Here is a 13,722-nt window from a genome sequence, read left to right on the forward strand (position 1 = left end):
CCTGACTGAGAGGCGATGGCGCATCCCATGAATGACCAGCGTGGCGGATTCCCCGTGACCGGGTCGGTCGCTCGGCGCAGCCTGCGCCCGCAGGACGCCCGTCGCCATCACCGCGCCCTGGTGCTGAGCCTGCTGCAGCGCTCCCCCGGTTCGTCTCGCGCCCAGCTGGCTCGTTCGACGGGCCTCTCGCAGGTGGCGATCTCCGGTGTCGTCGCCGAGCTGATCACCGAGGGCATCGTGGCCGAGCAGGGCGTACGCCCCTCGAAGCGCCCGGGAGCCCCCGCTCGCGCGCTGCACCTCATCAGCGCCGCCCGAACGGTCGCCGCCGTCGCGATCTCGAGCGCCGACGAGATCGAGGGCACGCTCTTCGACCTGACCGGAACCCAGCTGTTCCACACGACCGTCTCGCGCGCGGGTGCTGTCGGCCCCGACGCCCTCGCGCTGCTCGAAGGCGTGATCGAGACGGTGCTCCAGCAGGCCGAGGCCCCCGTTCTCGGCATCGGCGTCAGCGCCACCGGCATCATCGACGCAGAGGGCGTCGTGCGCTCGTCGTCGCATCTCGCTTGGAGCGATCTGCCTCTTCGCGCACACCTCGAGCAGCGGATGCGCCTGCCCGTTGCCGTCGTCGGCGGCGTGACCGCAATCGGCATCGCCGAAGTGAGCGAGGGCGACACGAGCCACGATCTGCTGATGGTGCGCATCGGCAACGGCGTCGGCGCCGCCACCATCGTCAACGGCAGCGTCGTGCACGGGCTGCACGGAGCCGCGGGCGAGTTCGGGCACGTCGTCGTCGACCCCTCGTCTGATCGCCTGTGCCAGTGCGGACGCCGCGGATGCCTCGAAGCCACCCTCGCCACCCCGCAGCTGCGCGACAGGCTTGCGCGCGCATCCGCGTCTGAACACGACACCGTGCTCGCCGAGGCCGGACGCATGCTCGGCATCGCGCTGGCTCCCGCCGTGGCTGTGCTCGGACTCACCGACATTGCTGTAACGGGGCCGCGCGACCTGATCGAGGGGCCGCTGCTGGCAGCCTGTCGTGATCAGCTGTCAGAGAGCCTGCTCGACGTGGTCGCGGCGAGGCTGCGGGTGCGAATCGCAGAAGGCGACGAATCGGCGAGGCTGCGCGGTGTGTTCGCCATCGTACTGTCGAATGAACTCGGCATCGCGTGAGCAGTTCGGTGCGAGAAGGAGGCAGAACATGTCAGAAGTGATCATCGCGAAGACGGCCGACGAGGCCGGAGCAGTCGTCGCGCGGCGCATCGCCGACCAGATCGCGGCCTCGCCGAGCTTCGTGCTGGGCGTTGCGACCGGCTCGACCCCCTTGACGACCTATCGCGCGCTGGCTGACCTGATTCGCACCGAGTCGATTGCGGTCGATGCCGTGCGCGCGTTCGCCCTCGATGAGTACGTCGGACTGCCGGCCGGCCACCCCGAGGGCTACGCCAGCGTGGTCGCCCGCGAGGTCGTGAGGCCGCTCGGCCTCGACCCGCAGCTCGTGCGCGTGCCAGACGGAAGCGCCGAGGCAGACGAAGCGTCGTGCGCCGACTACGAGGCCGCGATTCGCGAGGCGGGCGGCGTCGACCTGCAGCTGCTCGGGATCGGATCCACTGGGCACATCGGCTTCAACGAGCCCGGCAGCGCCTTCGACTCGCGCACTCGCGTGACCGAGCTGGCCGAGTCGACCAGGCGCGACAATGCGCGCTTCTTCGACTCGATCGACGACGTGCCGACGCACGCTGCAACACAGGGCATCGGCACGATCCTCGAAGCCCGGCAGCTGGTGCTGCTGGCGTTCGGCGAGAACAAGGCACAGGCCGTCGCCCGAGCGGTCGAAGGACCCGTGACAGAAGCGCTGCCGGCATCGGCCCTGCAGCTGCATCCGCGCGCGACGATCGTGATCGACGAGGCAGCGGCAAGCCTGCTGCGGAATCGCTGACATGCGCACCCTGATTCACTCGGTGCAGGTGCACGGGTCGGATGCCGACTGGCTGCTGATCGACGACGGCCGCGTTCGCGAGACGGGCAAGGGTGACTCGTGGCGTTCGATCACGGGCTTGGACGGCGTCGACGCTGCGGTTGTCGACGGTGCTGCGGTCGCGGGCGAGGGCGCGCTGCTGGCTCCCGGCTTCATCGACCTGCACACCCACGGCGGTGGCGGGTTCGCCCACGAAGAAGGTGCCGATGCCATCCGCTCAGCCCGCGAATTCCACCGCAGACACGGCACCACGAGCGCGGTTGTGTCGCTCGTGACCGACTCTGCTGATCTGCTCGCCGAGCGGGTCGCCGAGATCGCCGGGCTGGCCGGCGAGCTGGGCGGTGGCGAACTGGGCATTCTCGGGTCGCACCTTGAGGGGCCGTTTCTGTCAGATGCGCGTCGCGGCGCGCACGATGCCTCGCAGCTGCGAGCGCCGGATGCGGTGCTGCAGCGGCTGCTCGAAGCGGGTTCCGGAACCGTTCGGCAGGTGACGCTTGCGCCTGAGCTCGACGGCGGTCTCGACGCCGTGCGCGCGATCGTCGATGCGGGTGCGGTGTGCGCAATCGGACACACAGAGGCCGACCGCGATCTGACCGCGCGGGCATTCGACGCCGGAGCAACCCTCCTGACCCATGCGTTCAACGCCATGGCGCCGCTGCTGCACCGCTCCCCCGGACCTGTCGGCGCGGCGCTGTCTGACGACCGTGTCGTGATCGAGCTGATCGCCGACGGCGTGCACGTGCACCCTGACCTGCTGCGCATGGTGTTTGCTGCGGCCCCGGGCCGAGTCGCGCTCGTCACCGATGCGATGGTGGCGGCCGGAGCCGCCGACGGCGACTACGTGCTCGGGTCGCTCGACGTCGTCGTGACCGACGGTGTGGCGCGGCTTCGCGAGGGCGGCGCCATCGCGGGATCGACACTGACACAGGATGCGGCGGTGCGGCAGGCGGTCGCGGCCGGCGTGCCGGTGAGCGATGCGATCGCCGCCGTGACGACGACTCCCGCACGCGTGCTGGGGGTCGATCTGGGCATCCTGTCTGCTGGTCGCGCTGCAGATGCGGTGCTGCTGACCAGTGATCTCCAGGTGCGGGCTGTGTGGAGTGCCGGGGAGGCCGTCGCCCTCTGAACTCCAAAGGGAGGTCAGCTCTGCAAGGTCCTCTCCAAAGGGAGTTCAGCTTTGCCACGCGGTCGACCCGCCGCCCCAGACGCCAGAACGCGCAGCAAGCCGAAGCCTGCTGCGCGTTCCGAAACGCTGAAGTGCGTCGCCGCTATGCGTGCGGGTTCGGGATCAGCGAGTACTTCTTCGACAGGTACTCGTGGATGCCCTCAGCACCGCCCTCGGTGCCGATGCCCGACTGCTTGACGCCACCGAACGGTGCCGCAGCGTTGGCGAGCACACCGATGTTGATGCCCATCATGCCGCTGTCGATCAGGTCGACCATGCGGTGCTGACGCTGCGAGTCTTCGGTGAAGACGTAGCTCATCAGGCCGTACTCGGTGCGGTTTGCAAGCGCGACAGCCTCTTCTTCGGTCTCGAAGCGCTGCACTGCAAGCACCGGCCCGAAGATCTCCTCGATCGAGATGCTCATCTCGTCGTTGACACCGTCGAGCACCGTCGGCTCGAAGAACGAGCCGGGACCCTCGACGCGGTTGCCGCCGTGCTTGAGCGTTGCTCCGGCACTGACTGCCTCATCGACCAGACGCTTGACGTTGGTGACAGCCTTCTCTTCGACGAGGGGGCCGATCGTAACGCCGTCTTCCGTGCCGCGACCGATCTTGAGCTCCTTGACACGCTCGGTGACGCGCTGTACGAACTCGTCAGCGATCGAGTTATGCACGATGAAGCGGTTGCCTGCCGTGCACGCTTCGCCGATGTTGCGGAACTTCGCAGCCATCGCACCATCTACAGCCTTGTCGAGGTCAGCGTCTTCAAAGACGACGAACGGGGCGTTGCCGCCGAGCTCCATCGACGAGCGCAGCACCTTGTCGGCAGCCTTCTTCATGAGGCTGATGCCGACCGGAGTCGAACCCGTGAACGAGATCTTGCGCAGGCGGTCATCGCTCATGATCTCGTCGGTGACAGCACCGGTCGAGCGGGTCGTGATGACGTTGACGACACCCTTGGGCAGACCGGCTTCTTCGAGCACCTGCACGAACAACAGAGTCGACAGCGGGGTCAGCGTCGCGGGCTTGACGACCATGGTGCAGCCGGCTGCGATTGCGGGGCCGATCTTGCGCGTGGCCATAGCCAGCGGGAAGTTCCAGGGGGTGACGAGGTAGCAGGGCCCGACGGGTCGGTGTGCGACCAGCATGCGGCCGGTTCCCTCGGGGTTGTCGTTGTAGCGGCCGTAAACGCGGACTGCCTCTTCAGAGAACCAGCGCAGGAACTCGGATCCGTACTTGACTTCGCCATACGCCTCAGAGAGGGGCTTGCCCATCTCCATCGTCATGAGCAGGGCGAACTCGTCCTTGCGCTCGGTGATGATGTCGAACGCGCGACGCAGGATGTCGGAGCGCTCACGAGCAGAGGTGCGCGCCCACTCGTCCTGCACAGCGCACGCGGCGTCGAGGGCACGCTTGCCGTCGGCGACCGAGCCGTTGGCGATCTCGTGGATCTTCTCGCCCGTTGCCGGGTCGCTCACATCGATCGTGCCGTCTTCTCCGTCGACCCATTCGCCAGCAATGTAGAGCTTGCCGCTGGGGATCTTCGAGAGGAGCGCTTGCTCCTGGGCTGCGTTGGCCATACGAGGCTCCTTCGTTCTGGTGAATCTCACTTGCCGGATCGTTTCGGCATCATGTCTGCCTCAACACTACAGTCACCCGTGACCGAGCACCACCACTTGCCGACAGGCCGGGGCACAATGGATGCATGGCTGACATGATGCGACAGATCTGGATCGACGAGTTCGGCGGCACCGAGGCGCTGCGGATGCGCGAGACGGCGGCACCGCAGGCGGGCCCCGGCCAGGTGCGCGTGCGGGTGCGGGCCGCGTCGCTGAACCCGGTCGACTGGAAGATCTTCGGCGGCGGGGCAGCGTCTGTCGGCACGAGCTTCGCTCCGCCGATGGGCGTCGGCAACGACATCGCCGGCACGATCGACCAGGTCGGCGCTGGCGTCACAGGGTTCACGGTCGGCGACCGCGTCTTCGGCTCGGCTCGCGTCAAGGCCCTGCAGGACTTCACGGTGCTCGACGTTCCGGCGGTGAAGCTCGCGCGCATCCCCGACGGCCTCGACGACCCAGAGGCCGCATGCCTCGTCGTCGCCGGCCGCACCGCATGGGACGGCGTCGAGTCGCTCGGCGTCACTGCCGGCGAGACGCTGCTGGTGCACGGAGCAGCCGGAGGCGTGGGCCAGTATGCCGTGCAGCTCGCCGTTCGCAAGGGCGTGCGGGTGATCGGCACCGCCAGCCCGCACAACCACGACCTGCTGCGCGAGCTCGGAGCCGAGCCCGTCGACTACCGCGGCGACCTGGCCGCGAAGCTTGCGCAGCTCGCTCCCCTGCACGCCGCTTTCGACGCGGCCGACGGCAGCGGCGTGCTGGCAGCGACGGCCAACGGCGTCGACATCGAGCGCTGCATCACGGTCGGCGCGAAGGGCACGGGCGGCGCCCGAGGCGTCGCGACAGACCTCGAGACACACGGAGCCCTCGACGAGCTCGCCGCCCTTGCCGTGCGCGGCGAACTGCGCACGCGCATCCTGGGCCGCTACTCGCTGAACGACGCCGCCGAGGCCTATCACGAGCAGATGACGGGGTCAGTCGCCGGCAAGCTGATCGTGCAGCTGTAGCCGCTCGAGGGCCGGTTCGAGATGCTGCCAGAAGGCAGACGGATGCTCGGCGTGCGGAAAGTGCCCGAGTTCGGGCATGAGCGCGAATGACGAGTTCGGAATCCGGTCTGCCATCTGCCGCGATCGCTCGGGCGGAACACTCGTGTCATAGGCGCCGCTCAGCACGGCGATGTGCGGGCTGCCGGCGGTGAGCAGGCTCGCGATGTCGTCGAAGCTCCACTGCTGATAGCCGTCGATGTCGGCGGCATAGACGCCCGAGGCGCCCGACGAGTAGCCCCAGTGCACGCGGTCGCGGTGCTCGGCGGGCGAGGCCGGATTCATGAGCCCCACCGTCCACTCGGGCACGAGGCGCGACTGGTCGATGTCGGCTGCCGACAGCAGGTCGCTCGATCTGCCGCGCACGTCTTCTGCAGCCTGGCATGAGACGGCGCCGGCGAATCGGTGCGGATGCACGGCGATCGCGCGCACGACGGCGGCGCCAGCCATCGACGGCCCAAGCAGCATGGGCCTCGCAAGCCCCAGGGCATCGGCGACGCCGACGATGTGCTGCGTGTACTCCTCCGGCGTCAGCCGATACTCGACGCCAGCTGCCGGAGTCGACTTGCCGTGCCACGGAAGATCGAACGCAATGACCTCGAAGTGCTCGGTGATCGGGGTGTCGGTGACGAGGCCGTGAAACTGCGTCGTGTCAGAGCCGGCAGTCGGCAGGCAGAGCAGCTGGGGCCCCTCGCCGGCGCGCTCGACGAACACGTCGCTGACCCCGAGCGGGCCGTCGACCCGCACGTACTCGCCGCGCATCGCCAGCGGCCGACGCACCGCAGGCACCTCGGTCTCGGTGGCCGGTCGCAGTGCCTCGACAGCGCCTCGCACGACGTGCAAGTGCCGCCAGAACGCGCGCTCGTCGCCTTCCAGCCGGATGCGGCCGTCGCGCACCAGCGGCAGCACGTGCTGCCAGCCGGCCTCCGGAGTCGCCGACAACAGCCGAGCCCAGACATCGTCGGATGCGGTGAGCGAGAAGTCAGGTTCGTCTGCGGCAGATACGGCCCCGTCGGTGAACGCCGCCGTCACACGCGCTGATTCGCTGCTGGAAGCGCCGTCACCAGCCAGTGTGAACGCGACCGCCGCACCCCGTGCGATCGAGGCGAGCCGCGCATCCGCTTCGAGACGCCGAATGGCATCCTCCGGAATGGTCACGGCCGTCTGCCGATCACGGTGGCGATGCCGTCGAGCGGCTCACCGTACGCTTCGAAGTCGGTCATGCTCGCCGGGTCGTGCCCCGTCACAAGATGGTCAGCCGGGTGCTCGCGGATCGTCTCGAGCGCCCTGTATGACTCAGGAATGTCGGCCATCGAGGCGAACAGCCAGTCGCGCTCGAGCTCTTCGACGAAGTGGCAGGCGTCGCTGGCGAGCAGCACGAGCCCCTCGCTGGTGTCGACTTCGACCATCACCTGGCCAGGAGTGTGCCCGCCGACCTCGACCAGCCGGATGCCGTCGCGCAGCTCATGCTCGCCGCTGAACCGCACGAGGCGGCCCTCGCGATCGGCTGCGCTCAGGTCATCGACCTCGTGGGGGTCGCCGAAGTGCGAGAACAGGGGCTTCTTCGCGATCTCGCCCGTCCAGAACTCGTACTCGCTCGAGGCGATGTGCAGCTCGGACCCAGCGAACCTGCTGATGTTGCCGATGTGGTCATAGTGTGCGTGCGTCACCACGATCGGGGGCGCCTGCTCGGGCGTCACCCCGATGCGCGCGAGGGCCTCGACCGGATCGATCAGCACCGTGCGGCCGCGCTTCTCAGCGCCGGCTGCCGAGTACCCGGTGTCGACCAGGATCGTCTCGTCGCCGCGGCGAAGCACCCAGAGGTAGTAGTCAGTCGTGTAGTCGCCGTCTGCCTCGCCGTAGAAGGCATAGTTCATGAACGCCTCGCTCTTGCGGGCGGTTCGGGTGCCGTGTCGGATGATCACGACTTGCCACGGCTGCTGACTCACTGGCTGACTCCCCTCCGGGTGCTCCGTCATGGCGTGATGCGGCTCTAGTTCGAGCCGGCTCCGCCCTCGTGCACTTCGACGCTCGGCTCGATGCCGTCGACGTCGACCACCTCGCGCCAGGCCTCGAAGCCGGTCTGGAATGCGACGATGCCGGCCTCAGGAAGCGCGATCTCGATGGCCTCGAGAATCTCCTGCGGCGTCAGGCCCAGGTCGAGCGCCACGCGGATGTGCGACTGGATGTGGCCCTTCGACGCGCGCATCACGGTGAGCGAGACGATGAAGATGAGCTCCTTCGTCTTGCGGTCGAGCGTGCGCTGGTTGAGGTACGCGGCCGAGACGAGGCCGTTGGTCGCCTGCAGCACCTCGAAGTCCTGCTTGGCCATCACCTTGTGATAATCGAGCACATAGCCGCGCTTGCGGGCCATGTCGTCGATGTACTCCTGGGGGTCGACTGCCTTGGGTTCGCTGGTCATCGTGCTTCCTCTCCTCCATGCTCAGATGCCCTGAGCTCGATTCCGGTGCGCTGCTCGTAGACGCGCGCGACTTCGGTGTGGTCTGGCCGCTCGCCGAGTGCCTCACGGCCTTCGCTGAGCGTCTCGAATGCGGCTGTCGTGACCGGCGAGAAGCCGACCTGCTCAGCCAGCCCCATGGCGATCTTCATGTCTTTCAGCATCAGGTCGTAGGCAAACCCCGATGCGAAGGTGCCCGGCAGAATGTGCTTCGGAAACTTCACCTGCGACGCCTGGCTCATGCCGGTCGCGGTGTTGATGACGTCGATGAACACGTCGGGCGCGACGCCGAATTTCGCCCCGATCGTCGCGGCCTCGCTCGCTGCCGCGATGTTGGTCGCGCTCAGCAGGTTGTTGAGGGCCTTCACCGCGTGACCGGCACCGGCGTCGCCGACGTGGCTGATGTCGCCGCCGAGCACCTCGAGGTGCGGCATGGCGTGCGCCACGTGGTCAGCGGCACCGCCGACTATGATGGCGAGCTCGCCGGTCTCGGCCTTCGCGACGCCGCCCGAAACCGGTGCGTCGACGTAGCCGAGGCCGTGCTCGCCGGCGGTCTTCGCCAGCTGCTGCGTGCTCTGCGGCTCGCTCGAGCCCATGTCGATCACCACCGCGCCCTTCGGCAGCCGCTCGAACAGGCCGTCGTCGACGAGCAGCTGCTCGACATGGCGGCTCGTCGGCAGCATCAGGATAACGGTGTCGACGTCTGCCGGAATCGCCTCGAGCGACGCGATCGCTGTGGCCTCGGAGTCGGCCGCGAGACCCTCTGAGGCAGCCGGCACGACGTCGAAGACGAATGTCGGATGCGCGGCTGAGTGGAGCCTGGCCATGGGCGCGCCCATGTGGCCGAGGCCGATGAAGATCGTGGCGTTCATGCGTTGCCTTCCTGCTGCAGGTGGTCGAGGGCGATGGCCGAGGCCGCCATGACGTGGGCGACCGAGAGTCGATAGGCCTCATCGGCGTCACGCGACGCGATCGCATCGATCACAGCCGTCAGCTCATGGAGCATCGTGCCTTCGCGGTTGGGGTGCGAGAGGGTGACCGCGCGGAGCTGGCTGATGCGGGCCTGCACGCCGTCGAGCTGCTCGCCGATGATGGCGTTGCCGCTGGCCGCGATGAGTGCGTCGTAGAAGCGGTTCTTCAGCTCGAGCATCGGCACGAGGTCGCTCGACGCACGCCCGGCGACTGCCTCCAGGGCCTCGCGCAGTCGGTCGATCTGCGCATCCGTCGCGTTCCTCGCCGACAGGCGTGCCGCAGCGCCCTCAAGCGCCGCGCGCACTTCGTAGAGCTGCCTGGCCTCATCGCGGGTGAGCTCGGCGACGATGGGGCCGCTGCCCGGCTGCAGCCTGACGAGTCGCTCAGATTCGAGCTGGCGCAGCGCTTCGCGCACGACGGTGCGGCTGACGCCGAGGAGGTCGCCGAGGTCCTTCTCTTTCAGCCGGATGCCGGGCGCAAGCGCGCCGGACACGATCTGCGATCGCAACTCGATGACCGCCTGCTCTCGCAGCGGGGCCGCTTGTCTCTGCAGCATTGCCACTCCTTCGTCTGCTCTTATCGTAATACCGTATTACGAAATAACCAAGACTGCCTGAGAGTGGCGAGCTCTCGACGACTAGCGAACGATCTCGGCGCCCGCCTCAGCCATCTCGGCAATCGCCGCAGCAGCCGACTCTTCAGCCACGAAGGCCGTCATGCCGACGAGCACCCGAACCCGCAGCCCCGCACGCAGGGCGTCGAGAGCGGATGCGCGCACACAGTAGTCGGTCGCGATTCCGACGACGTCAAGCTCGGCGATGCCGGCATCGCTCAGCACCTGCTCGAGCGAGCTGCCGCCTGCTGTGCCCTCGAACGCCGAGTAGGCAGGCTCGCCCTGCCCCTTCTTGACGTGCACGCCGATCAGCGTCGTGTCGAGCGCGTCGTGATACTCGGCGCCGTGCGTGTCTGCGACGCAGTGCACGGGCCAGGTGTCGACGAAGTCGGGCTCGCCGGTCGCGAAGTGCCCGCCGTTGTCGCCCGCGGCGTCGTGCCAGTCGCGGCTTGCGACGACGAGGTCATAAGCGGATGCGCGCACGTGTTCAGAGACGGCTGCGGCGACTGCCGCCCCGCCGTCGCAGCCGAGAGCGCCGCCCTCGGTGAAGTCATTCTGCACGTCGACGATCAGGATTGCTCGCTTCGCGGTCATGCCGCCAATCTACCCGGGCCCGGTGACACGGGCGACCGGAGCAGACGCAAGAAGACCCTCCGACCAGACTTGCGTCTGGGCGAAGGGCCTTGCTGGTGCCGCCTGGCAGAATCGAACTGCCGACCTATTCATTACAAGGCGACCACTTCGCCGAGGTCATCCCGCTTCGCCTCGCGTCATGACTCGTAATCGTGCCTCGATAGTTTCGCCGTTCCCCTGCACGAACGGAGAAACGATGTCGATTCTCGACGACTGGAAGAGCTGGCAGCAAGCACAAGGGCTGTCACACCGAACGATCACCGAGCGATCAGCCACGATGCGGCACCTCGAGCACGAGGCCGGCGTCGAGCTGCTGAGTGTCACGCCGGCCCATGTCATCGCATACTGCTCGCGGCCCGGCCTGGCTGCCTCGTCACGCGCCTCCTACCATGCGACGATCAGAGCGTTCTACGCTTGGGCGCTGCGCACTGGCAGGATCGCCCAAGACCCGACCGAGCAGACACCAAGGCCGAAGCGCCCGAAGTCGCTCCCTCGGCCCATCCAGACGCAACACGTCAGCGCTCTCTTGCGCGTCGTGAATCGCCGCCGAACGGGAATGATGGTCGTGCTCGCAACCTATGCCGGGCTGCGTGTCCACGAGATAGCGAAGTTCAAGGGCGAAGACCTCGACCGCATCGGGCAGACCATCACCGTGACCGGCAAGGGTGGCAAGACCGCCATGATCCCTGCGCATGAAGTGGTGCTCGAGTACGCCGAAGAGTTCCCACTGTTTGACCATTGGTTCCCTGCATACGCCGGTGCCGAGCACGTCACGCCTCACGCCGTATCCGACGCGATCCGACGAGCGATGCGACGAGCTGGCTTCGCCGGCCAGCCTCACCAACTGCGCCACTACTACGCGACCGAGCTACTCGAGCATGGCGTCGACGTGCGCATCGTGCGCGATCTCATGCGGCACGAGTCCATCGCCACGACCGAGCTCTACACGCGCGTTTCGCTGCGCCAGATGGTCGCCGGCATAGCTGCACTACCTCGAGCCGCCTAGCTGCACATAGTGACGTTGCGATCCGCGTACCAGTTATGGTCGATGCCGGATATGTCGGTGATGACGACCGTGCCGAGCGCGGGTACGGCGTCACAGGACATATTGAATACCCAGCGGGCGGTGTCGTCTCGCTCGGCGTCTGTGAGCTGCTGTTGCACTTGCACGCGGATGGTGGATGAGGTGATCTCCTCGATCCCTGTGATCGCGTAGCCGGGGCTCGAGGTGCCAAGCTCGGAGAAGGCCGAGACGCCGTTACTGGCGAGTACAGCCGCCTCAACGTCTGCTGCTAGATCGCTGGGGTCGGCGGTCGGCGTCTCGGTCTCGGTCTCGGTCGGTTCTTCCGTGACCTCGTCGACGGCTGGCTCGTCGGGCGTCTCGGTCTCGGCCGCGTCCGTCTCCTCGGCCGGCTCGGTGGCGCTGGGTGACGCCGGGGCCGCCGAGTCTTCCAGTGCTGCACCGATCGAGCCGATGACCACTAGGGGAAGGACAAAGAGAACGATGAAGCCAGCAAGCACCCATACCCACCAGCGCTTGTACCAAGGCGTAGAGGGCTTGGGTGGTCGCTGAGGGCCGTTCGCCAGCGGGTTCGAGACAGTCATACGGCCATTCTAGGCGTTCCTCGAGGCGTCCTCCTCTTCGCTGTGCTGGACGGGGATCGTGCCGGTCTTCGCTGCCAGAATTTCGCGAGTCTTGGCGAGCTCGGTGGCTGCCCTGTCGCGATCGCCTTGGAGCTGTTCGAGCCGGCCGTTGGTCTGCTTGTCGACCTTGTCGATCTTGTCGTTGACCTGGCCGAGGCCGTAGATCGTACCGGCGGCGCTGATGAGGAGGCCGACGATGATGACGACCTGCTGCACGAACGTTCCGAGCGATTCAGGGCGCACGATCTGGAGGATGATCGAGCCGATGAGTCCGACCAATACGATCGCGCCGATCGTTAGGTACATGAGGTTTTTGTTCATGGGGTGCATCCTTCGGGGTTAGGGGATGTCGAGCTCGTCGGCTTCGACGACCTCGGGCGGTTCGTTGGTCAGAGCAGCTTGTTGACTTCGCGCTGGACTGCCTTGGGGTCGTAGCCCGCAGCCCGCAGCTTCTGAGAGCGCTGAGGGTCGTTGCCCCAGGGGTTCCGACCGTTGACTCCGTGGACGATCTCGCGGGCGATCTGGGCGTTGGACTTTTTCGAGGAAGCTGCCGGAGCTGCACCGCCGCCGCCGTAGTAGATGCGGTTCACCTCGGCTTGTACGGCTGCCGGGTCGAAGCCTGCCGCGCGAATCTTAGCTGAGCGGCCCGGCTCATTGCCGAAGTCTCCCCGGTACGTCCGAAGCGCCATGTGCGCGAGTGAGCCTCCCGAGGGCGCGGGTGCCGGTGCGGGGGCTGAGCCATCTCCGCCGTAGTAGCGGCGATTGACCTCGGCCTGGATGACTGCGGGGTCGTAGCCTGCGTCGCGGAGTCGGGCGGAGCGCTGCGGCTCGTTGCCGTAGTGTCCCGCGTAGACTGCTTCCGCAACCTGCGCCGTGGTCTGCTTGCCGGGCTTCGGGTCGGGCTTCGGGTCGGGCTTCGGGTCGGGCTTGCCTCCCATAGCGACGCGCACGAGGTTGACAAACTCGTCCCAGCGGCTCTCTCCACGGATGAACGTGGGGCAGTTCTTGCCGCTCCAGTGGTTGTGCTGAACCATGTTGGCGAGCGGTATGCCCTCGGTCGTGAGGATATGCGCGCACAGTTCGGCGGCGTTCTGACGAGCTGCGGCTCGACTCATGTCCGAATTCACGCAGATTTCAACGGCGATAGACGACATATTGCCGTGGCCTTGACCGTCACCTGCGTGCCAGAGCCGGAGGTTGTGCGAGTAGCTCTGCACCGCCTCGCGCGCATCGACCGTCCAGTGCCATGTGGCCCACTCCCACCTGCGTGACTGGAGATTGGCGTGAGCTGCCGCGTTCGCCCCAGGGGAGGTGTTGCCAGTTTCGTGGATCGTGAGATAGCGTTTCGGGTTCGTGCCAGCGAACTTCATGCCCGTATCTGAGACGAGCTGTTGGCGCATTGTAACCATGTTGTTCTCCTGTTACTCTGTTTTATTCAGTGCAGCCGACAGGTCGGCGAGATCGCCGCCGTCGGCTTCGTATGCGTGCGCGAGCTGCGCGATCTGGTCGGGAATGTCGGCCAGGCGGTGCCTACGCTCCTGCTCGGTCAGCACGTCGATGCGTAGCTGGTGCAGCTCTTCGTCAGACTTTGTTCGTAGATCCAT

The 13,722-nt window shown here is 67.0% G+C and carries 16 protein-coding genes; 5 read left to right on the forward strand and 11 right to left on the reverse strand.

The window, feature by feature from the left end:
• Window positions 1-27 precede the first annotated feature (27 nt).
• From CZ674_RS11500 to nagA, 3 genes are read left to right on the forward strand one after another with little or no spacing between them, the layout of a single operon-like run.
• On the forward strand, window positions 28-1,170 hold the full coding sequence (locus tag CZ674_RS11500; RefSeq protein ID WP_159456977.1) for an ROK family transcriptional regulator: 1,143 nt from the start codon (window positions 28-30) through the stop codon (window positions 1,168-1,170).
• 28 nt (window positions 1,171-1,198) lie between these two features.
• Complete coding sequence (gene nagB / locus CZ674_RS11505; RefSeq protein ID WP_086992670.1) at window positions 1,199-1,936, forward strand: glucosamine-6-phosphate deaminase; 738 nt, start codon at window positions 1,199-1,201, stop codon at window positions 1,934-1,936.
• A 1-nt stretch (window position 1,937) separates the two neighbouring features.
• Window positions 1,938-3,101, forward strand: coding sequence for an N-acetylglucosamine-6-phosphate deacetylase (gene nagA, locus CZ674_RS11510; protein ID WP_200810100.1), 1,164 nt, complete (start codon window positions 1,938-1,940; stop codon window positions 3,099-3,101).
• Window positions 3,102-3,243: 142 nt separating this feature from the next.
• On the opposite strand, the gene CZ674_RS11515 is transcribed toward nagA, so the two are convergent.
• Window positions 3,244-4,719 carry an NAD-dependent succinate-semialdehyde dehydrogenase gene (locus CZ674_RS11515; protein WP_086992672.1) on the reverse strand — a complete coding sequence of 492 codons (1,476 nt, stop codon included), beginning with the start codon at window positions 4,717-4,719 and terminating at the stop codon, window positions 3,244-3,246.
• Window positions 4,720-4,844: 125 nt separating this feature from the next.
• Between CZ674_RS11515 and CZ674_RS11520 the strand changes: the two genes are divergently transcribed.
• Window positions 4,845-5,762 carry an NADP-dependent oxidoreductase gene (locus tag CZ674_RS11520; protein ID WP_086992673.1) on the forward strand — a complete coding sequence of 306 codons (918 nt, stop codon included), beginning with the start codon at window positions 4,845-4,847 and terminating at the stop codon, window positions 5,760-5,762.
• On the opposite strand, the gene CZ674_RS11525 is transcribed toward CZ674_RS11520, so the two are convergent.
• The 6 genes from CZ674_RS11525 to CZ674_RS11550 form a co-directional block, all read right to left on the reverse strand.
• Entirely contained in the window at window positions 5,730-6,956 is a 1,227-nt protein-coding gene (locus CZ674_RS11525; protein ID WP_086992674.1) for an alpha/beta fold hydrolase, read from the reverse strand. The genes CZ674_RS11520 and CZ674_RS11525 overlap by 33 nt on opposite strands.
• Window positions 6,953-7,747 (reverse strand): N-acyl homoserine lactonase family protein, encoded by a 795-nt coding sequence (locus tag CZ674_RS11530; protein WP_159456978.1) that lies wholly within the window; start codon window positions 7,745-7,747, stop codon window positions 6,953-6,955. The genes CZ674_RS11525 and CZ674_RS11530 overlap by 4 nt, the downstream gene beginning before the upstream one ends.
• A 44-nt stretch (window positions 7,748-7,791) precedes the next feature.
• The gene (locus CZ674_RS11535) at window positions 7,792-8,220 is read right to left on the reverse strand and encodes a carboxymuconolactone decarboxylase family protein (protein WP_086992676.1); all 429 of its coding nucleotides are present in this window, start codon (window positions 8,218-8,220) and stop codon (window positions 7,792-7,794) included.
• Complete coding sequence (locus CZ674_RS11540) at window positions 8,217-9,128, reverse strand: NAD(P)-dependent oxidoreductase (RefSeq protein ID WP_086992677.1); 912 nt, start codon at window positions 9,126-9,128, stop codon at window positions 8,217-8,219. Before CZ674_RS11540 ends, CZ674_RS11535 begins: the two co-directional genes overlap by 4 nt.
• Entirely contained in the window at window positions 9,125-9,784 is a 660-nt protein-coding gene (locus tag CZ674_RS11545) for a GntR family transcriptional regulator (RefSeq protein ID WP_086992678.1), read from the reverse strand. Before CZ674_RS11545 ends, CZ674_RS11540 begins: the two co-directional genes overlap by 4 nt.
• Window positions 9,785-9,865: 81 nt before the next feature.
• A complete protein-coding gene (locus tag CZ674_RS11550; protein WP_086992679.1) occupies window positions 9,866-10,435 on the reverse strand; it encodes an isochorismatase family protein in 570 nt (189 codons plus the stop codon).
• Window positions 10,436-10,670: 235 nt separating this feature from the next.
• Between CZ674_RS11550 and CZ674_RS11555 the strand changes: the two genes are divergently transcribed.
• Window positions 10,671-11,480: a tyrosine-type recombinase/integrase gene (locus CZ674_RS11555; protein ID WP_159456979.1), complete on the forward strand. Its 810-nt coding sequence runs from the start codon at window positions 10,671-10,673 to the stop codon at window positions 11,478-11,480.
• Here the strand turns inward: CZ674_RS11555 and CZ674_RS11560 are convergent.
• From CZ674_RS11560 to CZ674_RS11575, 4 genes are all read right to left on the reverse strand, one after another.
• Window positions 11,477-12,079, reverse strand: coding sequence for a hypothetical protein (locus tag CZ674_RS11560; protein ID WP_143244732.1), 603 nt, complete (start codon window positions 12,077-12,079; stop codon window positions 11,477-11,479). The two genes, CZ674_RS11555 and CZ674_RS11560, sit on opposite strands and share 4 nt — an antisense overlap.
• Window positions 12,080-12,088: 9 nt before the next feature.
• Window positions 12,089-12,439 (reverse strand): hypothetical protein, encoded by a 351-nt coding sequence (locus CZ674_RS11565; RefSeq protein WP_086992682.1) that lies wholly within the window; start codon window positions 12,437-12,439, stop codon window positions 12,089-12,091.
• Between the two features lie 68 nt (window positions 12,440-12,507).
• Complete coding sequence (locus CZ674_RS11570) at window positions 12,508-13,527, reverse strand: N-acetylmuramoyl-L-alanine amidase (RefSeq protein WP_086992683.1); 1,020 nt, start codon at window positions 13,525-13,527, stop codon at window positions 12,508-12,510.
• Window positions 13,528-13,539: 12 nt separating this feature from the next.
• Window positions 13,540-13,722 (reverse strand): hypothetical protein, encoded by a 183-nt coding sequence (locus CZ674_RS11575; protein WP_086992684.1) that lies wholly within the window; start codon window positions 13,720-13,722, stop codon window positions 13,540-13,542.

This window comes from Agrococcus casei LMG 22410 (assembly GCF_900163565.1).
Taxonomy (GTDB): Bacteria; Actinomycetota; Actinomycetes; order Actinomycetales; family Microbacteriaceae; genus Agrococcus; species Agrococcus casei.